Annotated in this window: 22 protein-coding genes and 2 pseudogenes; 18 read left to right on the top strand and 6 right to left on the bottom strand. The window is 62.7% G+C overall.

Annotated elements, in window-relative coordinates:
* The first annotated feature begins 367 nt into the window (after window positions 1-367).
* The 13 genes from gspD (at window position 368) to QX128_RS08575 (ending at window position 12,497) form a co-directional block, all read left to right on the top strand.
* On the top strand, window positions 368-2,623 hold the full coding sequence (gspD, locus tag QX128_RS08635) for a type II secretion system secretin GspD (protein ID WP_316237227.1): 2,256 nt from the start codon (window positions 368-370) through the stop codon (window positions 2,621-2,623).
* On the top strand, window positions 2,623-3,843 hold the full coding sequence (locus QX128_RS08630; protein ID WP_316237226.1) for a type II secretion system F family protein: 1,221 nt from the start codon (window positions 2,623-2,625) through the stop codon (window positions 3,841-3,843). The genes gspD and QX128_RS08630 overlap by 1 nt, the downstream gene beginning before the upstream one ends.
* Entirely contained in the window at window positions 3,840-4,310 is a 471-nt protein-coding gene (locus QX128_RS08625) for a GspH/FimT family pseudopilin (protein ID WP_316237225.1), read from the top strand. Before QX128_RS08630 ends, QX128_RS08625 begins: the two co-directional genes overlap by 4 nt.
* A gap of 15 nt (window positions 4,311-4,325) precedes the next feature.
* The gene (gene gspG / locus QX128_RS08620; RefSeq protein ID WP_316237224.1) at window positions 4,326-4,829 is read left to right on the top strand and encodes a type II secretion system major pseudopilin GspG; all 504 of its coding nucleotides are present in this window, start codon (window positions 4,326-4,328) and stop codon (window positions 4,827-4,829) included.
* A gap of 17 nt (window positions 4,830-4,846) precedes the next feature.
* A complete protein-coding gene (locus tag QX128_RS08615) occupies window positions 4,847-5,254 on the top strand; it encodes a type II secretion system protein (RefSeq protein ID WP_316237223.1) in 408 nt (135 codons plus the stop codon).
* 9 nt (window positions 5,255-5,263) lie between these two features.
* On the top strand, window positions 5,264-5,938 hold the full coding sequence (locus QX128_RS08610) for a prepilin-type N-terminal cleavage/methylation domain-containing protein (protein ID WP_316237222.1): 675 nt from the start codon (window positions 5,264-5,266) through the stop codon (window positions 5,936-5,938).
* 8 nt (window positions 5,939-5,946) lie between these two features.
* Window positions 5,947-6,774, top strand: a complete 828-nt coding sequence (locus QX128_RS08605; protein WP_316237221.1) for a type II secretion system protein GspK — start codon at window positions 5,947-5,949, stop codon at window positions 6,772-6,774.
* A gap of 20 nt (window positions 6,775-6,794) precedes the next feature.
* The gene (locus QX128_RS08600; protein WP_316237374.1) at window positions 6,795-8,561 is read left to right on the top strand and encodes a GspE/PulE family protein; all 1,767 of its coding nucleotides are present in this window, start codon (window positions 6,795-6,797) and stop codon (window positions 8,559-8,561) included.
* 142 nt (window positions 8,562-8,703) lie between these two features.
* The gene (locus QX128_RS08595; RefSeq protein ID WP_316237220.1) at window positions 8,704-9,720 is read left to right on the top strand and encodes a PilN domain-containing protein; all 1,017 of its coding nucleotides are present in this window, start codon (window positions 8,704-8,706) and stop codon (window positions 9,718-9,720) included.
* Window positions 9,717-10,286: a type II secretion system protein GspM gene (gene gspM / locus QX128_RS08590; RefSeq protein WP_315759577.1), complete on the top strand. Its 570-nt coding sequence runs from the start codon at window positions 9,717-9,719 to the stop codon at window positions 10,284-10,286. The genes QX128_RS08595 and gspM overlap by 4 nt, the downstream gene beginning before the upstream one ends.
* Before the next feature lie 146 nt (window positions 10,287-10,432).
* Complete coding sequence (locus QX128_RS08585) at window positions 10,433-10,801, top strand: hypothetical protein (RefSeq protein WP_316237219.1); 369 nt, start codon at window positions 10,433-10,435, stop codon at window positions 10,799-10,801.
* Between the two features lie 234 nt (window positions 10,802-11,035).
* Entirely contained in the window at window positions 11,036-11,860 is an 825-nt protein-coding gene (locus QX128_RS08580; protein WP_316237218.1) for a type II secretion system protein GspK, read from the top strand.
* Window positions 11,861-12,341: 481 nt separating this feature from the next.
* Window positions 12,342-12,497 carry a hypothetical protein gene (locus QX128_RS08575; protein WP_315783586.1) on the top strand — a complete coding sequence of 52 codons (156 nt, stop codon included), beginning with the start codon at window positions 12,342-12,344 and terminating at the stop codon, window positions 12,495-12,497.
* On the opposite strand, the pseudogene QX128_RS08570 reads toward QX128_RS08575, so the two are convergent.
* A pseudogene (locus QX128_RS08570) lies at window positions 12,494-12,670 on the bottom strand (GDP-fucose synthetase); the annotation flags it as partial. The gene QX128_RS08575 and the pseudogene QX128_RS08570 overlap by 4 nt on opposite strands.
* Window positions 12,671-12,733: 63 nt before the next feature.
* Between QX128_RS08570 and tnpA the strand changes: the two are divergent.
* The 4 genes from tnpA to QX128_RS08550 all read left to right on the top strand — a co-directional run bounded on the left by tnpA (window position 12,734) and on the right by QX128_RS08550 (window position 15,453).
* Window positions 12,734-13,141, top strand: coding sequence for an IS66-like element accessory protein TnpA (tnpA, locus tag QX128_RS08565; protein WP_316237217.1), 408 nt, complete (start codon window positions 12,734-12,736; stop codon window positions 13,139-13,141).
* Window positions 13,138-13,485: an IS66 family insertion sequence element accessory protein TnpB gene (gene tnpB / locus QX128_RS08560; protein WP_315783346.1), complete on the top strand. Its 348-nt coding sequence runs from the start codon at window positions 13,138-13,140 to the stop codon at window positions 13,483-13,485. Before tnpA ends, tnpB begins: the two co-directional genes overlap by 4 nt.
* A gap of 70 nt (window positions 13,486-13,555) precedes the next feature.
* Window positions 13,556-15,205: an IS66 family transposase gene (gene tnpC, locus QX128_RS08555; RefSeq protein WP_316237216.1), complete on the top strand. Its 1,650-nt coding sequence runs from the start codon at window positions 13,556-13,558 to the stop codon at window positions 15,203-15,205.
* The gene (locus QX128_RS08550) at window positions 15,166-15,453 is read left to right on the top strand and encodes a hypothetical protein (RefSeq protein ID WP_316237215.1); all 288 of its coding nucleotides are present in this window, start codon (window positions 15,166-15,168) and stop codon (window positions 15,451-15,453) included. Before tnpC ends, QX128_RS08550 begins: the two co-directional genes overlap by 40 nt.
* A 31-nt stretch (window positions 15,454-15,484) precedes the next feature.
* Here QX128_RS08550 and QX128_RS08545 read toward each other — a convergent pair.
* Window positions 15,485-15,706, bottom strand: a pseudogene (locus QX128_RS08545) (NAD-dependent epimerase/dehydratase family protein); the annotation flags it as partial.
* 756 nt (window positions 15,707-16,462) lie between these two features.
* Here QX128_RS08545 and QX128_RS08540 point away from each other — a divergent pair.
* Complete coding sequence (locus tag QX128_RS08540; protein ID WP_315804663.1) at window positions 16,463-16,726, top strand: hypothetical protein; 264 nt, start codon at window positions 16,463-16,465, stop codon at window positions 16,724-16,726.
* Window positions 16,727-16,838: 112 nt separating this feature from the next.
* Here QX128_RS08540 and QX128_RS08535 read toward each other — a convergent pair whose 3' ends face one another.
* The 4 genes from QX128_RS08535 to QX128_RS08520 form a co-directional block, all read right to left on the bottom strand.
* Window positions 16,839-17,321, bottom strand: coding sequence for a hypothetical protein (locus QX128_RS08535; protein ID WP_316237214.1), 483 nt, complete (start codon window positions 17,319-17,321; stop codon window positions 16,839-16,841).
* Entirely contained in the window at window positions 17,308-21,783 is a 4,476-nt protein-coding gene (locus tag QX128_RS08530; protein ID WP_316237213.1) for an RHS repeat-associated core domain-containing protein, read from the bottom strand. Before QX128_RS08530 ends, QX128_RS08535 begins: the two co-directional genes overlap by 14 nt.
* A gap of 1,878 nt (window positions 21,784-23,661) precedes the next feature.
* Window positions 23,662-24,144: an A24 family peptidase gene (locus QX128_RS08525; protein ID WP_315783596.1), complete on the bottom strand. Its 483-nt coding sequence runs from the start codon at window positions 24,142-24,144 to the stop codon at window positions 23,662-23,664.
* Between the two features lie 329 nt (window positions 24,145-24,473).
* On the bottom strand, window positions 24,474-25,730 hold a 1,257-nt coding region (locus tag QX128_RS08520; RefSeq protein ID WP_316237212.1), incomplete at its 5' end, for a mannose-1-phosphate guanylyltransferase/mannose-6-phosphate isomerase.

Below are 25,730 nucleotides of genomic sequence, written 5' to 3'. Positions count from 1 at the left end.
GGGATTACGGTGGCAGTTCACGAAATAAGCGGCTAAATAGAGTGGACTGCACCCCTCAAGCGAGACACGATAATTTCAAACTTACGGTGCACTTAATTAGTTGATAGGTGCTCCTGCGGCGTTGTCGACGAGCGGGTGAAGTCTGGGTAAGTTTCTTTTTGAGATTTTGCAACTTTTGATTGTATTTTGCGGCGTTCGACGCAATTCCGTGCATCAAACGATGTGTATGACTCGCTTGCGTGTCCTGCTGGCAATATCTCTCGCCACCGAAACCCTCTAGACTCCGCCTGTTAGTTGTTGAGCAGCGCTAGCTGCTTGGGGTTTGGGGTGAACAGCAGTGCGTGGCGAGGGGTACAGGCGCGGTTGGATGGCGCTTCCGATGGTGCTGGCGCTTTCGGCGTGTCAGACCGTGGAGGAGGGGACGTCGTCGTTCGCCTGGAGCACGGGTGCTGCGGAGGCGGGATCGGCGGCGCAGGCGCAGGCGGCGATGCGGTCTCCCGCGGGGAATGCTCGGGCCGGAAAAATCTCGGGCTCGCCGCTGCTCGATGACAACAAAGGCGGTCCTGCCACCGTGATGGAAGGCACCGGGCGCTTCGTCGGGGAGCCGCCGACCGGGGCCGTGCCGCGCGGGGCGGAGGATGTCGCTGATGGCGTCACCATCAATCTCGCGGGTGTGCCGGTGCCGCAGGCGGCGAAGATGGTGCTCGGGGATATTCTCGGGGTCAAATACACGGTCGATCCGGGGATCGAAGGGCGGGTCACGATCCAGACGCCGCGGCCGGTGGCGCGGGCGGCGGTGATCGATCTGTTCCAGGCGGCGCTGCGGGCCAACAATGCGGCTGTCGTCAATAATCGTGGCATCTATCGCATCGTGGCGGCGGACCAGACGGCGGTGTCGGCGGCGTATCGCACCGACGAGGTGGCCGATGGCGGCGAGATGGTCGGCAACGGGCTGCAGGTGGTGCAACTGAAATATGTCTCGGCCTCCGAGATCCGGCGCGTGGTCGAGCCGATCGCGCCGCGAGGCGGGGTGGTGCGGGTCGATGATGCGCGCAACCTGATTACGCTCTCGGGCAATCGCCAGGAGATCGCGGCGATGATGGAGGCGATCGCGCTGTTCGACGTCGACACCATGAAGGGCATGTCGTTCGCGCTGATACCGGTCAAGACCTCGGCGCCCGACGCGATCGCGACCGAGCTGAAAAGCGTGTTTGCCTCCGACCGCGACGGGCCGATGGCCGGCATGGTGCAGTTCGTGCCCAACAAGCGGCTGCGCTCGATCCTGGTGATCTCGCCGCAGGTTGCGTATCTGCGCCGCGCCGAGACCTGGATCCGCAAGCTCGACGCGCAGGCGCAAGGGTCCGAGAAGCAGCTCTTCACCTATGCGGTGCAGAACCGGCGGGCCCAGGAGCTGGTCGACGTGCTGCAGTCGATGTTCCCGACGGACACGCAGACGGCGACAGCCGGTCGGCGCACCGTGGCGCCGAACTATCAGGAGGCGAGCGTGCAGTCGCAGCCGTCGCCCTCCGGAGGCGGGCTGTCCGGATCGTCGTCGCCGTCCTTCACCGGCGGGCTCGGCGCGTCCGGCGGCGGCTTTGGCGGCATGCGCAATGCGGCGCCGGCGGCTGCTGCGCCGAGCGTCATGCCGGCGGCGGCTCCGGCTGCACCCACCGGCCGCGACGGCGATGCGGATGGGCCGCGGCTGCGGATCGTCGCCGACGAGGCCAAGAACGCGATCCTGATCGAGGCGGCCTCGGCCGACTACAAGCGCGTGCTGCAGGTGATCGAGCGGCTGGACCAGATGCCGAACCAGGTGCTCATCGAGGCGACCATCGCCGAGGTCACCCTGAACGACGAGCTGCGCTTCGGCGTGCAATGGTACATGCAGAAGCACAGCTCGAAATTCACCCTGACGGAGGCGGCCTCCGGCGCCGTCAGCTCGGTGTTTCCTGGCTTCTCCTACGCGCTGACAGCGGCCAACATCGCTGCCACGATCGACACACTGAACCAGATCACCAACGTCAACATCGTGTCCTCGCCGTCGCTGGCGGTCATGGACAACAAGCCGGCGGTGCTGCAGATCGGGGATCAGGTGCCGATCACGACGCAGTCGGCGACCGGCACCCTGACGCCCGGCGCGCCGATCGTCAATACCGTGAGCTACAAGGATACGGGCGTGATACTGTCGATCATCCCGCGCATCAATGAGAGCGGGCGGGTGCTGCTCGACATCGAGCAGGAGGTGTCGAGCGTGGCGCCGACCACGTCATCGAACATCGATTCGCCGACCATCCGGCAGCGCAAGATCAGGACATCGGTGGTCGTCAACGACAACGACGCGCTGGTGCTGGGCGGGCTGATCCAGGAGGGCCGCACCACCGGCCGCAGCCAGCTTCCGATCATTGGCGACATCCCGTTCATCGGCAATTTCGCCGGCAGCCGCGACAACGTGATCGGCAAGACCGAGCTGATCATCCTGATCCGCCCGCATGTGATGCGCAGCCTCGACGAGGCGCGCAGCGTGACCGAGGAGTACCGCCACTTCATGGCGATCGAGGGCCCGCATCGCCGGCAGCCGGCGCGGCGGCGCGTCGAGGACACCGGACGCAGGATTCTTGACTGATGCCGCGCTTCCGCTACCGCGCCTACGGCACCGACGGCTCCTTCGCGGAGGGGACGATCGAGGCTGCGTCCGCGGATGCGGCGAGCGCGACGCTGTGGGCGCAGGGGTTGTCGCCGTTCCAGATGCAGGCCGCCGATAGCGCCGGCACGGCATGGTGGAACCGCGAGATCACGCTCGGCAACGGCGCGGCGCGCGCGGACCTCTTGGCCTTCACGCGCGAGTTCGCCACGCTCTGCGCGGCCGACATTCCAATGGACGACGCCTTGCGCATCGTGCAGACGCAGGCCTCGGCAGCGCGGCTGCGCACCCTGGTCGAGGCGCTGCTCGCCGATGTCCTCAATGGCCGCCCGTTGTCGGAGGCGATGCAGGCGCAGCCGCGCATCTTCCCGGCCGACTATGTCGCTGTCATCAGAGCCGGCGAGAGCGGCGGGCGGCTGGCGCAGGTGCTGACCGAGCTCGCCGAGCTCCTGGAGCGGCGGGCGGAGATCCGTGCGCGCATCCAGTCGGCGCTGATCTATCCCGCGATGCTGATCGTGCTGAGCCTCGCAACGCTCGCGATCATCGTTGGCGGCGTGATTCCGTCGATGGCCCCGATCTTCACCCAGAGCGGCAAGCCGCTGCCATTGACCATCCAGCTGATGCTGGCCTTGAAGGCGCATTGGCTTGGGATCGTGGTCGGCGGCGTTGCCACCATCGTGGCTGGGGGGGTGGTCGTCGCATTCGTGCTGGCCGATCCCGGCCGCCGCCGGCGTCTCGACCGGCTCGCGCTGCGGCTACCGCTGCTCGGCGGCTTCCTTCTGCAGCAGGACACCGCGCGCTTCGCCCGCACGCTCGGTACGATGCTGATGGCCGGCGTGCCATTGATAGCGGCGACGAAATCGGCGAGCGACGTCGTCGACAACCGTCATCTCCGCGCCGGCATGGAACAGGCGATCGAGCGGATCCAGCAGGGCACAGCGCTGCACCGCGCGCTGCGCAACGAGGTCGCCTTGCCGGCCGTGGCGCTGCAGATGATCGCGGTCGGCGAGGAGGCGGGCAAGCTCGACCGCATGCTGTTGCGCGTGGCGCAGATGCTGGAGAAGCAGCTGCAGACCAGCGTCGATCGCTTTATGGCGGCGTTGACGCCGGCGATGACGGTCGGCATCGCATTGATCATCGGCGCGCTGATCATGCCGGTGATGAACGCCGTCCTCAGCATCAATGATCTGGCGGGGCGATGAGCGCGCGGGCGGCAGTGGCACGGGACGAGGCGAGCGCCGGCTTCACGCTGGTCGAGATGCTTGCCGTGCTCGTCATCCTGGCGCTGACGGTATCCGCCGCCGTCCCTTTGCTATCACGCGGCGCCGGCACGGTGAGCCTCGATGCGGCGACAGGCGAGATTGCGTCGGCGCTGCGCGCGACGCGCTCGGCTGCGATCGTGCAGAACCGCGTGATGACCTTGACCATCGACGTCGACCGCCGGACCTTCAGCTCGGACGTCGTCCGGCCGCGTACCTTTGCGCCGGACATCCAGGCGAAGCTGACCTATGCCGCCGCGACGCGCGTGGGCGCCGCCGTGGGCGGCTTCCGGTTCTTTCCGGACGGCTCGTCGACCGGCGGCGATCTGAGCCTGGAGTTGAACGGGCATCATATCAGGCTCTGTGTCGAATGGCTGACAGGGACGGTGCGGACCGCCGCGACGTGTTGAGGGGAGGGGACGATCATGCTGGGATGGATGGAATGTCGTGATGTCGTGAAGCTGCGCGTGGCCGCGTGGCGCGGGCAATCCCGGCTTCGTTTCCGCAGAGGCCGCGATGGCGAGGCCGGCTTCACCTTGGTCGAGATGCTGGTCGTCATCACCATCATCGGCCTGATCATGGGTCTCGTCGGCCCGCGCGTGCTGAGCTATCTCTCCGACTCCAAGCTCAAGACGGCGCGGATCCAGATCCGCAGCCTGTCCTCGGCGCTCGACCTCTATCACCTTGACAACGGCCGCTACCCGACCGCAGCCGAAGGGCTCGGTGCGCTGGTGCAGAAGCCGGCCACCGCGACCACTTGGAACGGACCCTATCTCAGTGGCACCCTGGTCCCGAACGATCCGTGGGGACGGCCCTATGTCTACAAATTCCCGGGGCAGCACGGCACCTACGACATCGTCTCGCTCGGGCCCGAGGGACGCGAGGACGAGACCTCGGCCACGGCCAATGTGACGAGCTGGCAGCCGTGACTCCCGCCGCGGCAGAGATGAAGTACGCGGACGGCGGCGACGCCGGCTTCACGCTGGTGGAGGTCCTCGTCGCACTTGCCATGCTGTCGGTCGGCCTCGCTTTGGTGATGAGCCTGTTCTCGACCGGACTGTCACGAACGGGCATGGCCGAACGCGTGGCTGGTGCCGTTGCGCTGGCGCAGTCGCTCATGGCCCAGGTCGGCAATTCGATTCCGCTGCGCACCGAGACGCGCGATGGCGCCGAGGCGAACGGCTATCGGTGGCGCCTTGCGATGCAGCCCTATCGGCCGGCACCAAACAGCGATGCACGCCCGGTCGAGCTGTATCAGGTCTCGGTCGAGATCGGCTGGCTGGAAGGGCAGGACCCGCGCTCCTATGCGCTCTCGACGCTTCGCCTCGGGCCTAGAGTCTCCACGTCGCAGTGAGCCAGGCCGATGACGTCGCCGAAAGCAAGCGGGATGGATGATCGCGACGCAGGCTTCACCCTGGTCGAGGTTCTCGTTGCGCTGGCGCTGTTCAGCTTGCTCGCCGTTCTGCTGTTCGACAATCTCAAATTCGGCGTGCAGGCCTGGCGCAGCGGCAGCGCCCGCGCGGAGTCGTTCCAGCGCGAGCTCGCGGCGCAGGACGTATTGCGGCGACTGATCGGCAGTCTCTATCCGATGATGCTGGGCGAAGGCGCGGCGCAGCGGCGCATCGATATCGACGGCCAGGCCGAGAGCCTCGAGTTCCTCAGCGACGCGCCGGCCGTGTCCGGTGGGGCCGGCCGCTTCCGCTTCAAGCTGTTCGCCGACCGCAGGCGTGACGGGGTCGATCTCGTTCTGCAGTCCCGACCCGAACTGGCGGTGAAGCAGGACACCGAGCGGACGCTGCTGGTGTCCGACATCGATCGGATCGAGCTCAGTTATGCGGCAAGAGCAACGGGAGACGCCAATGCGGCCTGGAGCACAAGCTGGAAGGATCAGAGCGAGGCTCCCGGCCTGATCCGGCTGCGGGTCCTGATGCGTCCCGACGATGCCCGTCACTGGCCGGAGCTCGTGATCGCGCCGCGGGTGCAGGCCGATGTGGCCTGCGTCTACGACGCGCTCACGATGCGCTGTCGCGGGCGATAGGGGGCCTCATGCCGGTGCTGTCGGTTCTCTGGGGGCTGGCGCTACTGACGGCGATTGCGCTGTCGCTGTCATGGTCGAGCAGCGTGTCCTATGGCCTTGCCCGTAACGGCGTCGATCAGGCCGCTCTCGGTGCGCTCGTCGAGGCCGGCGTGAACGCCGCCATCGACGGTCTGCTCGATGCCCGGGCGGACCACCGCTGGCGCGCCGACGGCCGTCTCTACACGCTCGATTTCAACGGCACGCAGATCGGCATCAGGCTTCAGGACGAGCTCGGACGGGTCGACCTCAACCAGACCGACGAGGCCATGCTGAACAGCCTGCTGCTATCAGCAGGGCTGGACGCGCGGGCCGCCGCTGACCTGACCGACAAGATCGTGGACTGGCGAACCGCAACCTCCCTGAAGCATCTGAACGGCGCCAAGGACCGGGACTATGCGTCGCGTAACGCCGCCTATCATCCCCGCAACGGTCCGTTCCAGAGCGTCGATGAGCTGCTCCTGGTGATGGACATGACTCCGGCGATCTTTGCGCGGATCGCGCCGGCGCTCACGGTGCATTCGGGGCGGCAGTTCGTTGATCCGCAATTGGCGCGGCGCGAGGTGCTGCGCGCGCTGCCAGGCATGACCGCGCAGAGCGCCGAAGCGACGCTGGCCGCGCGCGACGGTGCCAGATCTGGCCTCGCCGAAGGCAACCCGATGACGGTGCTGCGTGGCCGCGCCTTCACGATCCGGACCGAATTTTCCTACGCGTCACGCGAGGTCGAAGGCGAGGTCGCGGTGCGCCTGACGGAGAATCCGCAGCAGCCCTATTGGGTGCTGAGCTGGGGGACGCGATGACCGGACGCCCAGGGCCAGCGATGCAGCAGGCCGCCGCCTTCGCCGCAGACATTGAGGAGCCGCGAGCGCAGCTGCACCGGTCCATGCCCGACATGGACCGGACCGCATTGTTGCAGAGTTTTGGCGACTTCCTGCGCGAGGAAGGCATCGTCGATCGCATGAGCCTCGACCGTGCCGGACGCGCGGCGCAAACCACCGGAGACAGGCTCGACACCGTGCTGACCAAGCTCGGTCTGGTGTCGGAGGCCGGTCTGGTCGCGGCGTTGTCGAAATTCCTGGCACTCGATCTGGTGCGTCCGGATCAGATTCCGATCGACCCTGTGTTGCCCGAACTGGTCGAAGCGGAGTTCGTGCGTCACAATCATGTGCTGCCGCTCGGCTGCAGCGATGGCCGGCTTGCCGTCGGCGTGACCGATCCGTTCAACCACGATCCGATCCGGGCCCTTGCATTCCTCACGGGCCTTTCGGTCGACATGCGGCTGTTCACGGCGGCGGATTTCGACAAGGCCTGCGCGGGGCTCTATCCCGCCATGTCGCGCAGCGACGAGACCCGCGCCACCGGCGGCGCCGAGGCCAACGAAGCCGACGTGCAGCGGCTGCGCGATCTTGCGAGCGAGGCGCCGATCATCCGCCTCGTCAACCAGATCATCACCAGTGCCGTCGAGGCGAGGGCGTCGGACATCCATATCGAGCCCAATGTGGACCAGGTGCTCGTCCGCTATCGCATCGACGGCGCCTTGCGCTCGGTCCAGGTGCTCGCGGCGGACCTGCGTGCCGCGATCACGTCCCGCGTCAAGATCATGTCGAAGCTCGACATTGCGGAGCGGCGCCTGCCGCAGGACGGGCGCATCAAGATCGCGGTCCGTGGCATCGACATCGACTTCCGCGTCTCCACGATCCCCACGGCCTTCGGCGAAAGCGTCGTGCTGCGCGTGCTCGACCGCAATCGCGTCAGCCTCGATTTTGTCGAGCTTGGCTTCTCCGCGGAGCATATCGCGACGCTCCAGGCGCTGCTGCAGCAGCCCAATGGCATCATCCTGGTCACCGGACCGACCGGCAGCGGCAAGACCACGACGCTGTATACGGCGCTGAAGACGCTCAACAGCACCGAGCGCAAGATCTTCTCGGTGGAGGACCCGATCGAATATCAGATGCTGGGGATCAATCAGGTGCAGGTCCAGTCGGAGATCGGGCTGACGTTTCCTCACGCGCTGCGCTCGATGCTCCGGCAGGATCCGGATATCATCATGATCGGTGAAATCCGCGATCTCGAGACGGCGCGCATCGCCATTCAGGCCTCGCTGACCGGTCACCTCGTGCTCTCGACGCTCCACACCAACGATGCGGCGTCTGCGATCACGCGGCTGATCGACATCGGCGTCGAGAACTATCTGCTGGCCTCGACGCTGAAGGGCGTGATTGCGCAGCGTCTGGTACGCAGGCTCTGTTCCCGTTGTTCTCATGGTCATCCGCAGGCGAGCTATTGGGCGGAGAGCTTCGATCGGTCCGTGACCGGACTCCGTGCGTTGGGGCAGCCAGACATTCGCCAGCCGCAAGGCTGCTCCGATTGCGGCAATGCCGGCTTCTCCGGACGTTCGACCATCGCGGAGATGCTGGTCATCGACGAGGCATGTCAGAGTCTGATCCTGGCCAAGGCGTCGGACACTGCGATCGAGCGCGCCGCCCGCGACCAGGGCATGCAGAGCATGTACGAGACCGGAGTCCGGAAGGTCTGGCGGGGCGAGACCACGATCGACGAAGTTCTGCGCGCGACGCGCATGGGATAGGGCGGCGGGACGGGCGATGCATGAGAGCAAGGATAGAGGCGCGTTGCTGGCCACGGTTCGTGCGGCGCGTCCGCGCGACTGGGCGCAATCGGCGGCCGCCTGGTGGTGCAGGGAAGCGGTCGATCTGCTGCCGCGACGGTTTGTGGCCGCGCTGGCGCCGGCCGGCCGGCCGAGACTTCTGGTCGATCGCGACGACACGCGGATCCGGCTTCAGTTGAACGATCCCCGATCAGGAGTGCAGGCTGTCGAAACGACCCATGCAGGTGAGGTGACGGCGGCGATCGCATCCATCCTGCGGCGTCATGGTCTGGATCGGCGCGACGCGGATCTGGGCTTGCGTCTGCCGGAAGAGAGTGTTTTTCGCCGCGAGCTCATGCTTCCACCCGAGGCGAAGGGCGCGATCGATACGATCGTGCCGCAGGACCTGTTGCGCCGGACGCCGTTCAAGGCGGAGGACATCTATTGCGACCACTTGACCGCCACATCGCCTGACGGTCGGATCGCGGTTCGGCAATGGGTCACGCGGCGCCATCACGTGCAGCAGGCCGCAGATCAGCTCGGGCTTGCCGTCGCGCACATCGACTTTGTCGTGTTCGGCGACGATCAAACCTCGCCGTCGATCCGACTGGCGCGTCCTGCGGCTGCCCGCAAGACCTCCACCGTTGCGATCGCAGGGCTCGGCGCGCTCGCCGTGATTCTTGGGTCCAGCATCGCGGTCCTGACCTTCGCCCGGCAACAGGCCACGCTCGATCGGCTCGATGCCGAGATCGTTGTGGCCCGCAAGGGCGCCGAGCGCGTTCGCGTCCTGGTGGATCAATTGCGGGAGAGGCGGACGGCGCTGTCGCGCCTTCGTCTGCAGCGCAGCGAAGTGCCGGGATTGATCGACGTCTGGGATGAAGCCTCGCGCATTCTGCCGAAGCATTCCTGGCTGACCGAATTGCGGCTCGTGGAGGGAGCGAACCCGCGGAGCGCAACGGTCACGATGACCGGATTCTCGGCCGCGGCGCCGAGCCTGATCAACACGCTCGGTGGATCGAGACTGTTCGTGGACGCTGCCCTGACGTCGCCGGTCGCGATGGATCCGATCGAGAACCGGGAACGCTTTTCATTGCAGGCCAGGATTCGTGTGCCCGATGCCATCAAGGAGGTGGCGCCATGAGCGAATGGACGAAGCGCAGGGACGCGCTCGGACGCCGCGGCCTGTTCATCGTCGTCAACCTCGCGCTTCTTGCGCTGTTGTTCTGGGGCTTCGTGGCGCCGATCGCGGCGATGTTCGCCGAGCGGGAGGCGCGGATCCAGCAACAGCAGGCGCTGCTGGCACGGTTGAGCGCGATCGCAGCCCAGGCATCGGCCATCGAGGGCCTTGCCTCCGAAACCGAGTCGCAGCTCCAGAACGGGGAGTTTCTGACGGGTGCGAATGAGAACGTGATCGCCGCCGACCTGCAGACGAAGCTGAAGACGATCATGGGCAATGCCGGCGCCCAGTCCCGCGCGATTCAATCGCTGCCGGGCCGGACCGTCGATCAGATCAAGTACAGCGGCGCGCGCATCGACCTGTCTGGGCCGTTGCCCGCCGTCATGCGCGCGGTCCACGCGGTCGAGAGCGCAAGGCCATATTTGTTCATTGCCAATGCGGTGTTGAAGAGCGCGCCTGCGATGCGCCCGGGAACGGCCGAGGAGCCGGTGCTTCAGGCGCAGCTCGATATCTACGGTGCGGTGCAATGAGGAGCTTTGTGCGATGGCGGGTGAGGCCGCTTGCCGGAGTTCTGGCGCTCCTGGCGGGTCTTGATCTAATGCTCGGCGCCTGGCTCGCGACGTCGGTCGGAGGCGGAGAAGCGCCCGGCGCCCGCCGCGCGGCGTGGGAAGCGCCGGTGCCCCGGACCATGGCGGGCGTGGCTGGACGGCAGCCGCTGCAGACATATGCCGAGATCCTGGCCCATCCGGTGTTCCAGAAGTCGCGCGAGCCGTTCGTTCCGCCCCCACCCGCGCCGCCACCGCCGATGCCGGTGACCGCTCCGCCTCCGGTGGCCACTGACCCGGGCCTCCAGGTCGGCGGCGTCATGATCAACAGCGGCACGAGCAAGGCCTATCTGCTCTCCAAGGTGGGAGGTGGCGCAGGCTCCTGGGTCAACGAGAACGAGACATTTCAGGGCTGGCGGGTGACGTCGATCGACGCGTCAGGTGTTCGGATCGAGCAGGCGGGGCGCGCGATCGAATTGCAGCTCTACCCCAAGAATTGAAGAATACAGGCCGCGCTGCGGCCCCTCGAGCCGGAGTAGAATAGCCTTGTTCGCGCAGACGAAAGATCAAGGGCCAATCCGCAGACATCCGCTCGTAGAGGAGGAGCGCGAATTGTTCGTTCCTGCTTGGCTCGGCTTCTCGGTGGTCTCATATGAGCTAGGTCTCTTACATGTCTTCTCGAAACCGTCGTCCGCCAAGCGATCTTCGGACCATGGCAGTCCCAGAGATCAGAAATGCCAGTCATCGCGGTCCTGTGGATCCTAGGATTATTGACAACGTTGTCACTGTCGCTGCTCTGGGGCAGCGAGGTGTCGTACCGCCTCGCCCGCAACGATTGTGAACTTGCGAATCTGAGTGCGATTGCAGACGGGGCGCTGGACTACGCCGTGTCGGGATTGTTTGATCAAAAATCTGATCGCCTCTTGCGTCCAGGTGTAGGCGAGGTTCACCTGCTCCACTTTGGCGAAGCCGAGATCCGTATCGTGATCCAGGACGAGCTCGGCAAGATCGACATCAACCAGGCCGACCCTGCCTTGCTTGCCAGTTTGCTGCGGTCGGTGGGGCTAAACGCCGATGCGGCAAGTGGGCTTGCAGACAAGATCGTGGACTGGCGAACCGCGAGCGAATTGAAGCATCTTAATGGCGCCAAGGAGTTCGACTATCGCGCGGCGAATAGTCCCCACCGGCCGCGCAACGGTCCGTTTCAGAGCGTCGACGAGCTTCTTCTCGTAATGGACATGACGCCTGCTCTCTTCCAGCGGATCGAACCTGCCGTGACCGTGTATTCCGGAAGCCAGTTCGTTGACCCACGACGTGCCACACCTGAAGCTCTGGCGGCGATGCCCGGGATGATCAGTAAGCAAGGGGTGGCCTCAGATCGCCCGCCTCCATTTCCGATCGGCGCAAACGAAGAGCCAACGTCATCCTTGCGCGGTCGCGCCTTCATGATCTGTATCGAAGTCGCAAAGTCCGGCCAGGTTTCTCGATATCGAGCTGTTATTCGAATGACGGACAATCCGGTACATCCCTATTTCCTTCTCAGCTGGAAGATGACGTAAGCTCGCGACCAGCGCTCTGTCAGAGACGTAGTGTCTGTGGAACACCTTCCTGGCCGCGAGCTTGGCGAGGACGTCGACTATCGACCGGAAGACGCTCGACGCAGCTGTCAACGCCTTGTGCGAAAGCGGGACGCCGCGGCGCCGTACCCCGCGGACCAAATAGGCGTCAAGCGCCAGTCAGTAGGGCCGCAGAGCTACGCTTACGTTGAAGCGACGAAGACGAGGCCCGCAATGTCACGGAAACATGGGGCGGCTCAGTCCGCGCGGTGGCAAGGTGCTACGTATTGCTGCCGCAGAAAATGTTTGATCCGCACCGGCAATCGAGAGATGCGGCTAGCAACCGGGAGGCTAGCTAGTCGCGGTGGCGCAGGCACTTCACTGATAGGCCACGCTTTCTCGTGAGGTGCGCCGCGTCTTGTGGCAGAACGGGGGGCTCGCCGCTATCAACAACAACCGTCGGACGGAGGAGTGTGAGGCTCTCATGGCAGCCGAGCACTTCATCAGGGCCCAGAATCCGGATTATTCGCGGCACTATCGGGGTCTTGACATCGTTGCTGAGATCGAGGCTTACGGCAGCTTCAACGAGATCCAGCGCCGAATGGCCTTTGGTGGTCTCGCCCTTGCCAATAATGACTAACGACTGCGTCGCCGCTTCGCGCAGAATGCCTGATAGGCGAGCCCGACTCCCACTTCCAAGGAAGTCGTCGCGCGCCAGCCAAGCTCCGTCAGGCGGGAGACGTCGAGAAGCTTGCGTGGTGTGCCATCCGGCCGTGACCGGTCAAAGCTGATGCTGCCCTTGAAGCCTACTACGGTGGGTAACCCTCCGCCGAGGGCCGCCTTGGCGATTTGGTGTTTGTGCTGAGAACTGTCCTTATGGACAGAGATAAGGACAGTGCCCCGATCGGGCGGCTTGAAGTGGTCGAGACGGGTCGGCGGCGGCGCTGGTCTGAGGATGAGAAGCTCCGGATCGTGATGGAGAGCCTGCAGGGGAGCCGGCAGGTTTCGGCAACCGCCCGGCGATACGGCATCTCACGTTCGTTGCTTCTCAAGTGGCGGCGGCTGTTCCGCGCGGAACAGAATGAAGCCGGGCCGCGAGTGGACTTCGTTCCGGCGACTGTGATCGCAGATCCGGTAGCGACACCTGATCCGGTCGTGCCTGCCAGCGGCGGCGCGATTGAGATCGAGCTTGTGGCCGGAGCCAGGATGCGGATCACGGGCGTCGTCGATGAGAGGACGCTGAAGGCTGCTATCGCGGCGTTGGCGGGCGGGCGAACGCGATGATCCCAATTCCGCCAGGGGTACGCGTGTGGATCGCGACCGGCCACACCGACATGCGTCGCGGTATGCAAAGCTTGGCGCTTGGAGTCCAGGAGAGCCTGAAGCGCGATCCGCATGCCGGCGATCTCTACATCTTCCGCGGTCGCCGCGGCGATCTGGTCAAGATTCTCTGGCATGATGGGTTGGGCATGTCGCTGTACGCCAAGCGTCTGGACCGTGGCAGGTTCATCTGGCCTTCGGCGTCGGACGGCGCGGTGTCGATCTCGGCGGCGCAGATGGCTTACATGCTCGAGGGCATCGACTGGAGAAATCCCCAGGCAAGCTGGCGACCGCAAAGTGCGGGCTGAGCCAATAAATCCTTCGGCTTGGGGCGTTTAGGGAGTCACAACACCTCCGATCTGTGATTCACTGCGCTGCATGAACGCTGAGCGCGACGCCGTTCCCGATGACATGGCGGCCTTGAAAGAGGCGCTGGCAGCCGAGCGCGCCAGGGGGGTGGAGATTGCTGCGGAGCTGGCCGTCGCCCGCGCGAAAGCCTCGGAAGACAGCGCGCTGATCGCCCAGCAGAAGCTGCAGATTGCCAAGCTGAGACATCAAATCTACGGACAGCGGTCGGAGCGCTCGTCGCGGCTGATCGAGCAATTGGCGCTGACCTTCGAGGAGCTGGAGGCCGACGCCACCGAGGACGAGTTGTCCGCCGAGCAAGCCGCGGCCAGGACCACGACCGTCCGCGGATTTACGCGCAAGCGCGCGGAGCGCCAGACCTTCCCGGAGCATCTGCCGCGTGAGCGGGTGGTGATCAATCCGCCGTCCGCGTGCGAGTGCTGCGGCGGCAATCGCCTGCGCAAGATCGGCGAGGACGTGACGCGGACGCTGGAAGCAGTGCCGCGGCAGTGGAAGGTGGTCGAGACGGTGCGGGAGAAGTTCTCCTGCCGTGACTGCGAGAAGATCAGCCAGGCGCCGGCGCCGTTCCATGCCGTGGCGCGGGGATGGGCCGGTCCGAGCTTGTTGGCCATGATCATGTTCGAGAAGTTCGGCCAGCACCAGCCATTGAACCGCCAGGCCGAACGTTACGCCTTGGAAGGCGTGCCGATCGCACTCTCGACCATGGCGGATGCCGTTGGATCGGTCTGTGCGTCGCTGGAACCACTGCTGCGCCTGGTCGAATCCCATGTCATGGCAGCCGAGCGCCTTCATGCCGATGACACAACCGTGCCGGTGCTGGCCAAGGGCAAGACCGACACGGGGAGATGCTGGATCTACGTTCGGGACGATCGGCCGTTTGGCGGCGCCGACCCGCCGGCAGCGATGTTCTATTACTCCCGCGATCGCAGGGGCGAGCATCCGCAGGCGCATCTGGCAGGCTATGCCGGCATCCTGCAGGCCGGTGCCTATGAGGGATACAACCAGCTCTATCTGGCGGGGCGCCGACCTGGACCGATCCGGGAAGCGGCGTGCTGGGTGCACGCCCGGCGCCCGTTCTTCATCATGGCCGACATCGAGGAGAATGCGCGACGCAAGGCTTCCGGCAAGAAGGACATCCCGCTCTCGCCCATCGCGATCGAGATGGTGCAACGGATCGATGCGTTGTTCGAGATCGAACGCTCCATCAATGGCACTAGCGCCGAGGAGCGCGTTCGGATGCGGCAGGCCCTGAGCCTGCCTCTGGTCGAGGACCTGCAAGTCTACATGCGTGAGCAACTCGCCCGACTGTCCCGTGGCCACGACCTCGCCAAGGCATTCAACTACATCCTCAAGCGCTGGACGAGCTTCACCGCGTTCCTTGATGATGGGCGGATTTGCCTCTCGAACAATGCCGCCGAGCGCGGTCTGAGGGGCATCGCTCTCGGTCGAAAATCCTGGCTGTTCTGCGGCTCCGATCGCGGAGGTCGGCGCGCGGCGGCCATGTACAGCCTGATCGTCACGGCCAAAATGAACGGCATCGATCCGCAGGCCTGGCTCGCCGATGTCCTCGCGCGCATCGCCTCTCATCCGGCTCACCGGCTGGACGAATTACTGCCCTGGAAATGGACACCGGCATCAGCGCTCTCTGCTCGCGCGGCATGACCATGCACGTCAACAAGGTTCATCACGTCACCACCATCACCCAAGTCGCGAAAGACCTCGGGGAAGATGAAGGCTGGCTGACCGACGTGGCCAACGAGATGGACATCGAGGACGGCGTGATCTGGGTCTATGGCGTCGGAGAAGACGGCGTCCCTGCCTTCACTGACCAAGGGGTCGAAGCTCTGATCGAGCTGGTGCGGATGCACAAGGAGAAGCCGGAGCTGCTCTATCGCCAGCGAACCGAGTAATCGACCCAGCCTGCGGCTCACGCCGGATGCTTACTACGGTGGCAACCACGCGGGCGAAGTCGGCAATGGTGATATCCTCGCCAGTGCCGATGCTGACCAGCGCGGTGTCCGAATAGGTCTTCATTAGGTGCACGCAGGCATCCGCCATGTCGTCGGCATAGAGGAACTCGCGCCGCGGCGTGCCGGTGCCCCAGACCACGACCTCCGGCGCATCCGCGAGCTTGGCCTCATGGAAGCGGCGGATCAGCGCCGCGTTTGCGCCGATGGATGGGGTCGGCTAAGTCCCATGATCTGCGATCGCCGTAAATCTCGGCTGGAAGCTCCCGGGCGTTGTCAGTGACATTAGATCGATGGCGCTGCTCGACACGTACGAGGCGAAGCGCCTACGGACGTCGCTCAACACCGACCATCCTTGACGCTCTACGGATTTGCTCGGCCTTTTCGCTGCAATGCTCAAGACCAAAGACGCGTAACGGGGGAGCTGGCGACGAGTCTCGTCGTGTTGCCGACGGCCGTCTCGACCTTTACGCGGGCGTCTAGTTCAACTTTGCCGGTATCTGATAACCCACTGTTGGTTCGCCTTCGCCGGCCATCGTCTCGGATTGCACAACCTTGCCGCCCGATGCTTTGACGGCGTTCGCTCTGCCGCGTACTTTGTGTAAATCTCGAGGTGATCTCACACTGATCCGTCCTGATTAGATCCTGCGGCATTGCCAAAGGTGCTCGGCTCGCTGGACGGCGCGTTGATGGAGGCATTGGACCATGGTCGCGGCTAGCCTCCCACGCATCTTACGTGCGGACCACAAGTTCCACTGACGAACACCTCCTCGATTTCAGGCATCAAGGTAACGGCCTCATCGACGGTCGCTTCGATATCCGCCTCTGTTGGCGCCGAACCCAGCCACCCCCGCGCATCGAACCAGCGCCTGAAGAATGGGCGACGATACACCTGGAAGTATTGTTCGAGATACTGGACCCATACGTCCTCTGCAGGAATGCGCCCTGACGCATGGACAATCCCCTCTCGAGGGACGATGCCAAGGTTGAGGCGAAACGCGGGGCGGCCGCACTTGTCGAGCTGGATTTCGACGATCTGAAATCCTTGAATGCCTTCGCGCCGCAGTCTCCCAAATGGGAATGCGGAACGAATCTCCCGGCTCCGCGCATCGCCGCCCGTAAGCGGGATCGTCCGGAATCCTCGCTGCTCAAGCGCTGGGACGATTCTCAATTGAACGACCCGTCTCAGCGCATGTCTAACCTTTTCCGTCATTAGCCATCGATTCGGTCGCCGACAAATATCAACATCATTGGGATGAGCCGGTCCATCCGTTAACCGCCGTCTCACTGCCATGTAGTGGTGAAGTCATGTTGGTTCTTTGGAGGAATCAGGACCCAGCAATGAGCGCGTCGAGGCAGTCTAACGGCGCCGGTGCTCCCAGGGCGTCAAAGAGCTCTGACGCCGTTGACGACCGGGCCGCTTGACTTACAGCCTGTCCAGGATCCGTCTTGTCAAAGTACTGCTCAATGAGTTCGGGACGTTTTGTTATATAGTCGACGGCGCGCTGCCGCATCTCATTAAAGCGAATTTCAGGCGCCTGGCGCAGAGTTACCGATATCTTCCTGGTCCCACCATTCACAAAGCTGAATATCCTTCGCCAACGGCTTTCACCCCAAAGATGCTCGAAGCGAATCTCATCAATCCGCCAGATTGTCCCGTCACGATCCAAAACAATTACCCCGAGATAGCGCTCAAGGACCCGTTCTCTCGGACCCGTCGAGACTTTGAACGCATCGCTGCTATATGGCAGGATCGCTTCTCTTCTCTCATCAAAGAACAGCAAGGTACGTGGCCCACTATCTGCAGTCACATCCGCCTCCCCGGGGTGAAGTGCCCGCTAAAATTGCGCCGATCGTTAGGCTCTTAGACCATCCGGGGCCAGCCACCCAAGCCAGCTCGGGATACTGCGCGAGCGTCGAATTGAGGGACGCGGAGATGGGATTGGTGTTCCAGGGCTGGTTCTTAATCCAATCCGGTACCATCCGTCCTATGCCTTGGTTCCGCTCCAATAGCCAATGATGTCTCGCCTGCCCTTCCCCGAGAAGCTGAATGCCTTCCCTGTTCATCCACTTGCGTGTCGCGTTCCAAGTATGACTCCCAAAATCCTTAAATCGGAACGCTCCCTTCTCCAAGGCGCCAGCGAGGCCCCCCCCGACGAGGCTGAGTCCAACCTCTCCGAGGTTAATGCACCGCCAGTTTCCGCCGTTCTCGTAGAGCTGAAGTCCCATATCTGCTGCGGCAAAAGCGAGGCCCCACGCGAATTCTCCCGTCGGATCTGTAAAAGAGACAGGATTCCCGCCAGCGTATACGTAGAGGCTCGGCCCTGCGACGAGCCCAAGCGGATCTGCCTGCGTGTATCTCCCAATCGATGCATCGTAATGCCGATGCCAGTTGTAGTGAAGCCCTGACTCGACGAGAAAATACTGACCCGGATATCGCAGATTGTTGCTTGCGGTTCCGGTAATCGAGCGGACCTCACCGTAAGGCCAGTACCATGCGTCCCAAACCACGGTCTGGTTTGCGTCGGTCATCTTGCTCGGGCGATCGAGATGATCAGGATGCACGTACCATTGTTTAGGCGTTGCCGTGTCCAGATCTGCAAAAAGCGCAAGGGGTGTATCATCCAGCCAGACGTATTCCCGCTGCGACGTGCCGTTCGCGCCTGCCTCGGCCAATAGCCGCCCAGAGCTGTCATAGATATAGTGGGTCGTAGTCGATGGCGTCATATTCTGGGTGGTCCGAACGGCCATCCGCTCGAGCCCGTCATAGACGTAGCTCGCGGTCACCGTCGTGCCGATTGTGAGCTGATCGAGCCGATTACGATTATTATAGCGGTAGTTGTAGGTCGTAGTGCCCCTGACATCAGTGACGATATTGCCGGCTCCGTCATTCGTGACGCTCCGCAGCGTATTCGTGCCCTCAGTGGTGCCGACGTAGAGATTGCTGTTGTACGGATAGCCCAAAACTCTTGTCGTGGTGGTTGTGCCATTTGTAAAGACGTCGCCGGTCCGATTGCCGACCGGGTCCTGCCAATAGGTCTGCGTCCCCCAGTCCCCGTAGACATTCTGCAGCCGATGACCCGGAGTGAAGACATAGTTGTCGGTCCGACCGGCGACATTGTTGTCCCAGACATTGGTGATGTCGAAATCATCGTACCAGTAGGTATAGGCGCGGTTGATGACCGAATTCGATCCCTGCTCGACCACGAAGGTGCTCAAATTGTAGTCCTGCGTGAATGTCTTCCACAGGATTAGGTCATTGCCGTACGAGAGCGACTGCAATGGACCGAAGGGTTGGTAAGTCACCCACTTAGCGAGCAGCATTTCGGCAGTTGCGGCGCCCGGCTGCTGCGTCACGGTGTTCACGAGCCCCGTTGCACCGCGGTAATAGTTGACGATCCGGCCGGATGGATAGGTGATGCGGGTCAGATTGCCGTCGAGATCATAGGCATAGCCAACGAGGTAGACGATCCCGGCTGTCTTCTTCTTCTCCTGAATGGCCTGTCCCAGCGAGTTGAAGGTCCACTCGATGCTCCCGGAGGCGTCGTCGATCCGTGTCAGGCGCCCAACGCCCTTGTTTCCGCCAGATGTCCCATCCCAGGAAAATGTGACGTTCTCCCCTGGTGCAGCCGGATATTGCTTGCTCAACAAGCGCCCTGCTGCGTCATAGGTCAGATTGGTAACGACGCCACGCCCGTCAGTCATTTGCGTCGGTCGGCCGGCGGCATCGTAGACATAGGTGGTCGTGCCCGTATCGGGGCTCGTTCGCTGGATTACTTCGCCGAAGCCGTTCCGCACGAAAGTGGTGTTGAGAGAGCGGGGATCGCTATAGCTGGTTACTTCATCTCTGCCATCGAGGGTGACCGTCTCGCTGTTGCCCTCCTCGTCTTTCGAATTGATCAACCTGTTCAGCGAATCGAATGACCAGCCGAAGACATTCGAGCGCGGGTCGGTGATCGAGACGCGATTGTTGGTCTTGTCGTAGCCGTGAACCCAAGTCTGCTTTGAAGCCCCGATGAACTTCAACAGTCGGCCGAGTTCGTCGAATACGGCCGTCTGCGCCAACTGGATGGTTCCGTCAGACCCCTTGATCTGCCGCGCTGTGACGTTGCCCATCGCATCGCGCGTCAGTGAGATGGATGCGCCAGTATTATCCTGGATCTGAACCGCCCGCCGCGCATCATCATAGGTATAAGACAGATAGGCGCCGTTCGCGCGCGTCACTCTGGTGACATCGCCAACTGCATTGTATGTCAGCGACATCGTCGCGGCCAATCCCGACGGGTCGACGGTGACAGTCAGGAGTCGGCCGAGCGCGTCGTAGGTAAGGCTGGTGGTGACGCCGTTGGGATCGGTGACGAGCGTCGGCTGTCCGCGGTAATTGACCGAGTTGATGATCGTGACCTGTCCGATCTCGTTTGTGTAGGAGGCAGGATAGCCGTTGGCATCGTACGAGAAAGAGACCGTATCGCCTGGGCCGGGGAGGGGGCCGTCAACGCTCGACAGCAGCGTCCCGGTATAGTTGAACGTCCAGGTCCGCGTCTGTCCATTGGTCGAATACGGCGCCGTCTGCGACGTCGTGTCGGTCTGGGTCACTTGCGACAGCTGACCGGCCGTGCTCCAGGTGTATGTCGTGGTCAGGCCAGGTTCGACCTGTTGCGCGACCACATTAAAGGTGTTGTCGTACACGAAACCCGTGGTAGTCGCCGCTGCGGTGCCACTTCCGCGTACGATCGAGGTCGGGCGTCCGTAAAAATCCCTCGTATAGGCTGTGACGCGTCCCTCGTCATCGGCGGCCTGACTGACCTGACCAAGCGTATTGTAGCTGACGGATCGGGCCGAAGCGGGGCAATTGGTGGTCGCCTGGCCGGCCACTCCTGCTGACTTCATCGTTCCCTCTCGCTTTGCAAACGAGTAGGTAGCCTGCTTTCCAAGAGCATTGGTGACCGTTCGGGTCACGGCGGCATCGTCATAAACAACCGTGGTCAGGTCTGCGCCACCTGCGTGCGAGCTGGAGATCGGTCGCCCATCCGGATCGTATGCCCAAGTTGCGTAACGTACGCCTCGGGCGTCGGTCATCCCGGTGAGAAGGTCCGGAAAGGTGGTGTTCTCGTAGTGATACGTCGTGATGTCGATCTGCTGCCATACTCCGTCGTTCTTTTCCGACCTCGTGACAGTCGTCAGGTTGCCGTTCGTATATCCGTAGTCGATCTTGAAGTATTCAGTGGGGCCTGTGCTCTGCGAATAGGTGTAAAACGTTGCGGTCGAGACATGGAGAGGGGTTCCCGAGGCGCTCGTCTCGTAGCGAAAATCGATATGCCTCGAATCGGCGAATCCTATGGAGTCGATTCGCGTGGGATGTACGGCTGTGTTGGCGATGATACCCTTGCTGACGCCGTTCCTTTCCGTGATCGATTTGGGCCAATAGGTATTCCCGCTCTGTATGAAAATGACCGTTCGATCATTCTCGTCCTTGAAAGAGAAGAACTTCGTGCCGCCATTGTCAGAGCTCGTCAGCGATACTTTCGATTCGCTATAGACGCTCGCGTAGACCCCCGGCGTCGGCTGGTAGAAATCGTATTCGACGCCGTCTGGCGAGAACACAGCGACGGTGTTGCCAACGAGTATCTCGTACTCGAAGTCGAAGTGCCACCGTGCCGTGCCTAGCCGTTGGCCCGGCGTTCCCCGGCTTCGATAGTGGCGTACAAGCCCGAGCGGCCGCGCTCCCCCCGACATGAAGTCGACGGCATCCTCTGACTTCGAAGATCCCGAGAGTGAGATCGGATTGCCAACGCTCGGATCAGTTGTGCACGGATCGGGGCTGTTCTGCGGCGCGGGTGCGTGGCTGTTCGGGGGGCCGCGGCTCGGATCCTTTGTGCACACCCCTCTCTGCAGCGCGTAGCCGGAGACGCAGTCGGGCGATGTGATGTTGATCTCGTACGCCACTCGGGTGGCGTCGGCAACGTAGCATATAAGGCTGCCGTTCGGGCGAACCTCGACGCCGTTGAATTTCAACGGCAAATGAACGTCATAATCGTAAAAGCCGATGATGATATATTGCGGGTACAAAGCTGCGAGCTGACAAGCCGCAGCTGGCTCGGTGACGTATTGGGTAGTCAGAGGGATATTGTTGACGACGATCGGATATCCCAATTGCGGGTTTGCATCGGCTGCGGTTGCGGCGCACGCGAGAATGAAACAGGCTCGTCCCAGGCAACGAAAATGACGCGCCGCCCCAAGAAGCATCTGGAAAATTGGAGCAAGAACCTTCAAGCTAAAAGTACAGCCAGAATCGGTATTTCTAATCCAAGAGGATACGAAATACTGGATTGTAGAGTGCTCGATCGCTCTTTGTCCCGCCGCTCCGATCGCTGACGACATCCCATGCCCCTCGCCTGCTTCCCCGTAGATTTACGGGGGCATAAGATAGAAGTCGCATTATACCTTCAACGGTCGTGCGGCTTTATCAACAACTTTAGGGTGAGCCGCTAGAATTGGTCTGAATGATTGCAGGAGCTATCGCCGAAAGTTGGTGACGGCGGGAGTCCGAAGGCGGCATCGGAAGGCTGCGGGGCCAAAGGCTTGAGCGGATCATTGAGACCAGGCCGAGGGAAGGTGTGATTTCGCGGGGGGAGTTGGTGGTGCAGCAGGCTGCGGGGGCGCTCGGTTTCTGAGTTCATCGTGCTGGGGTGGCTGACCCTGTCGATACTTTTGGTTGTGCGGCTACAGTTGTTCAAGTCGCGAGTCCTAACCCTTGAGGAGGCGAGGCCCTCGTGATCAAGTCGATCAAAGAGTCGTCGATGGATTAGGAGGACGCAGATCGCTTGGGGGTGCAGGTTCGCAGGGTCAAATCGGTTCACCGCATGGCCCAAGCCGTCGCTGAGGCACGCGGTTGAAAGCAGGCCGGCCTGCGACATACCTCGATCGCCGTGTGAGTGAGGTCCGGCCGACGTTCTGATACGATGCCTGGACGCTCTGTATCAGCTTGGTGCTGTCCACCAGCGACGCAATGAGCTCCCTGGTTAGTTCGCGCAGGCGCGGCAGATCGTTGTCATAGGCGTCGATATCGAATCCGTCAGCCCGGGATTTCCCTGCACTGAGGCGCTCGCTAAACCGGAGACGTGGGCATGTTTCAGTTTCAGGACGAGAACTATCGAGGGTTCTTGACGGTTATCATCATCTCGTACGCCAATGCTTCGCTTGGACGCAAGGCGCGACGGGCCGCGGCGGCGCCGAAACGTTGCAGGACGTCCGAACGAGGAAATGTCTCAATTTCTAGCAGATTGGGCAGCTCGGAAGCCGATGCCGACCGTCTTCAAGCTGCAGTGGGATCGCATTCCAAAAGTCTGCAAGGGCATGGGCGCCGGCGTGGGGGCGTTGAGTTGGGAAGCGGCGGGGGCGATTGCTCATGCAGGTAATCAGAGCTCTTCTCGCCTGGCTATCTGGGGCTAATTCGCGCCTATCGTCGCTTGAGAAGCAGGTTCTCGATTGTGTGCGAGCGCGGCTGGATGATCAAATTCGAGATTTGTGGGATCGTCAGGTTCAGGCTATCAACAAGGTCCAACGGCTGCCAAACGGCGTTGAGGTGGACTTCTACAGGATGTCAAACGGACGACCGAGCTTCGACGGAATTATCGCATTCCCCAACAAGAGAGAGGCGGCTTTTGGCTACGGTGAGCATCGAGATGAACGGCCTGGGGGCGTTGGATGCAACAGTCTGGTCCGTCAATGGGCTCATGTTCTCGATCGAGTATAAGGGAAGCGTTGGTGACTTTGAGGAAGCAGCCGCCGGTATGGACCCCCTGCCTGGGTTCAGGATCAGCTGTGGTTTGACTGCCGATCTGTCAGCTGCCTCAAGAGTGTCAGGCAGGATGTTATCATCGGAGTGCGATTGTTATACGAGCCGTTGAGTAGCCAACAGTGTTGACGAATACGCTGACCGAATGGTCGATGTTGTAACCGAGAACGGCAGCTGCGCATCGGCGCCACTGAGGAGACCAAAGCGCCATGCAGCAAGCACTCCACTGCTCGAGTGGCGGGTGCACGATCGACCTTCAGCTCTATTCCCGAGACTGACGACGTTCTAAGCTTGATGGTTCAAACGCCCAGGGCTGGCAGAATCCCCCCTGCGGGTGCCCAGATGTATACGAATCAAACGAGCCATCGACTTTCCTGCGCAGCAAGGGTGACGAGCAGCCCAAAAGCCAGAAATGGTCCAAACGGGACCGCGCTCCTCCGTGTGACGGAGTAGCCAGCCGCATGTAGGGTGGCGACTACCGCGAGCGCCGATAGTGAGGCGGACAACAACTGGAGAGGGATGCCGACCATACCAACCCAGAAAGTCGACGCAGTCAGTAGCTTCACGTCGCCTAGTCCCAGGCCCTGCTGCCTTCGGATGACGAAATAGAGCCAGCGTAGGAGCCAGACGGCAGCAGCGACGATCATTGCCTGGAGAATTGTTTCGACGAGGGCAGGCAATCCGCCCAGGGCAGCTGCCCGAAACGCCCCAATTAGGGCGATCGTCGCATTCAGCGCGTTGGGTATTGTTCTGCGCTTGAAATCGATCCAAGCCAGCAAAACCAAAAGGCCTGGTAGGAAGATCAGACAAGCCGTAGCTACCCCAAGTCCGGTCATCGCGTACTAATGAGCTGCGCGCGGAGATCGTGCTGGATGCAGTCGAATCAGAATCCGCACAGTTCACATTTGATTGCGAAAATCACCTTCGCGCCCCGCGCGTGAAACAGGCGATTCATATTGCCAACAAAATCTCCGCGTCCGAGTGCTCGATAACCCTGAGTAATCACTCACGCTATCCCCTCATTTCAAGTGTCAATGCGGGAAGTCACGACTTCGCTTCTGCCCGATGTTTTGGTCGTGTTCTGCGTCAAAGTCAGGAGGCAGGCCAGCGGCTTGCCGAACATCGCCCCTAGCTCGGCTCGCGTGATTCGCGGCGAGACCCCGCCTTACTCGCGGCGGTAATCGTCCTCGATACGGATAATGTCGTCCTCGCCGAGATAGGACCCGGTCTGGACCTCGATCAGTTCCAGCAGGATCTTGCCCGGGTTTTCCAGCCGGTGCACCGCGCCCATCGGAATGTAGATCGATTCGTTCTCGTGCACGGTCTGGACCGTCTCGTTCACCGTGACCCGCGCCGCGCCGCGCACCACGATCCAGTGCTCGGAGCGGTGATAGTGCTTCTGCAGCGACAGCCGCTGGCCGGGCTTGACGATGATGCGCTTGACCTGGTGGCGCTTGCCATTGTCGACCGACTGGTAGCTGCCCCAGGGCCGGTGCACCTTGATGTGGGCCTCGGTCACTTCGGGCGCGACGGTCTTGAGCCTAGCGACCAGCCGCTTCAAGCCGTTGGCATCGCGCTGGCGCGACACCAGCACGGCATCCTGCGCCGCCACCACGACGAGATCATCGACGCCCTCGAGCGCGACCAGCGCCTTGTCGGTGACCACATTGCAGTTGCGGGAATCCTCGAACACGGCGGTGCCGCGCGCGGCGTTGCCCTGCCCGTCCTTGTCGGACAGTTCCCAGACGGCATGCCAGGAGCCGACGTCGGACCAGCCGCACGACACCGGGGCCACGGCCGTCCGCTCGGTCTTCTCCATCACGGCATAGTCGATCGAGATCGGCTTGGCCGCGGCGAAGGCTTCGGAGTCGAGGATGATGAAGCTGAGGTCGCGGCCGGCCTTGGCAACGGAGTTGGTGACCGTCTGCACGCTGTCGGCATCGAACTTGCGGTATTCGTCGAGCAGGACCGACGCGCGGAACATGAAGTTGCCGCTGTTCCAGAGATAGCCCTCGCGAATGTAGCGCTCCGCGGTCGGCTGGTCCGGCTTCTCGACGAATTTCGCGACCGCCCGCACCTCCCCGGATACCGGCGCGCCAGGACTGATGTAGCCGTATTCTGTGGCCGCGCGCTCCGGATTGACGCCGAAGGTGACGATGCGGCCGGCCTCGGCGGCAGCGAGCCCCTGGCGGCACGCCGCGAGAAAAGCGGGGGTGTCACGAACGACGTGATCGGCCGCGAGCGCCAGCACGACAGCATCCTGATGGCGCGACTGGGCAAAGGCGGCTCCGGCGGCGATCGCCGGGCCTGAATCGCGTCGCATCGGCTCCAGCAGGACGTCGGCCTCGATGCCGATCTCGGCCAGTTGCTCCAGCACCATGAAGCGATAGGCCAGGTTGGTGATGATGATCGGCCGCTCGAA

This window comes from Bradyrhizobium sp. SZCCHNR1015 (genome assembly GCF_032489875.1).
Lineage (GTDB): Bacteria > Pseudomonadota > Alphaproteobacteria > Rhizobiales > Xanthobacteraceae > Bradyrhizobium.
The sequence above is the reverse complement of the archived record's forward strand: the minus strand, read 5'-3'. Positions and strand labels throughout refer to the sequence as shown.

Bases quoted from the DNA above. Each gene is read 5' to 3' on its own strand.
- gspD (WP_316237227.1), top strand. From the start codon at position 368: ATGGCGCTTCCGATGGTGCTGGCGCTTTCGGCGTGTCAGACCGTGGAG.
- QX128_RS08600 (WP_316237374.1), top strand. From the start codon at position 6,795: ATGCAGCAGGCCGCCGCCTTCGCCGCAGACATTGAGGAGCCGCGAGCG.
- QX128_RS08610 (WP_316237222.1), top strand. From the start codon at position 5,264: ATGACGTCGCCGAAAGCAAGCGGGATGGATGATCGCGACGCAGGCTTC.
- QX128_RS08575 (WP_315783586.1), top strand. From the start codon at position 12,342: ATGGCAGCCGAGCACTTCATCAGGGCCCAGAATCCGGATTATTCGCGG.
- QX128_RS08625 (WP_316237225.1), top strand. From the start codon at position 3,840: ATGAGCGCGCGGGCGGCAGTGGCACGGGACGAGGCGAGCGCCGGCTTC.
- QX128_RS08525 (WP_315783596.1), bottom strand. From the start codon at position 24,144: ATGACCGGACTTGGGGTAGCTACGGCTTGTCTGATCTTCCTACCAGGC.
- QX128_RS08605 (WP_316237221.1), top strand. From the start codon at position 5,947: ATGCCGGTGCTGTCGGTTCTCTGGGGGCTGGCGCTACTGACGGCGATT.
- QX128_RS08550 (WP_316237215.1), top strand. From the start codon at position 15,166: ATGGACACCGGCATCAGCGCTCTCTGCTCGCGCGGCATGACCATGCAC.
- QX128_RS08580 (WP_316237218.1), top strand. From the start codon at position 11,036: ATGCCAGTCATCGCGGTCCTGTGGATCCTAGGATTATTGACAACGTTG.
- gspM (WP_315759577.1), top strand. From the start codon at position 9,717: ATGAGCGAATGGACGAAGCGCAGGGACGCGCTCGGACGCCGCGGCCTG.
- gspG (WP_316237224.1), top strand. From the start codon at position 4,326: ATGCTGGGATGGATGGAATGTCGTGATGTCGTGAAGCTGCGCGTGGCC.
- tnpC (WP_316237216.1), top strand. From the start codon at position 13,556: ATGAACGCTGAGCGCGACGCCGTTCCCGATGACATGGCGGCCTTGAAA.
- QX128_RS08630 (WP_316237226.1), top strand. From the start codon at position 2,623: ATGCCGCGCTTCCGCTACCGCGCCTACGGCACCGACGGCTCCTTCGCG.
- QX128_RS08615 (WP_316237223.1), top strand. From the start codon at position 4,847: ATGAAGTACGCGGACGGCGGCGACGCCGGCTTCACGCTGGTGGAGGTC.
- tnpA (WP_316237217.1), top strand. From the start codon at position 12,734: ATGGACAGAGATAAGGACAGTGCCCCGATCGGGCGGCTTGAAGTGGTC.
- QX128_RS08540 (WP_315804663.1), top strand. From the start codon at position 16,463: ATGGACAATCCCCTCTCGAGGGACGATGCCAAGGTTGAGGCGAAACGC.
- tnpB (WP_315783346.1), top strand. From the start codon at position 13,138: ATGATCCCAATTCCGCCAGGGGTACGCGTGTGGATCGCGACCGGCCAC.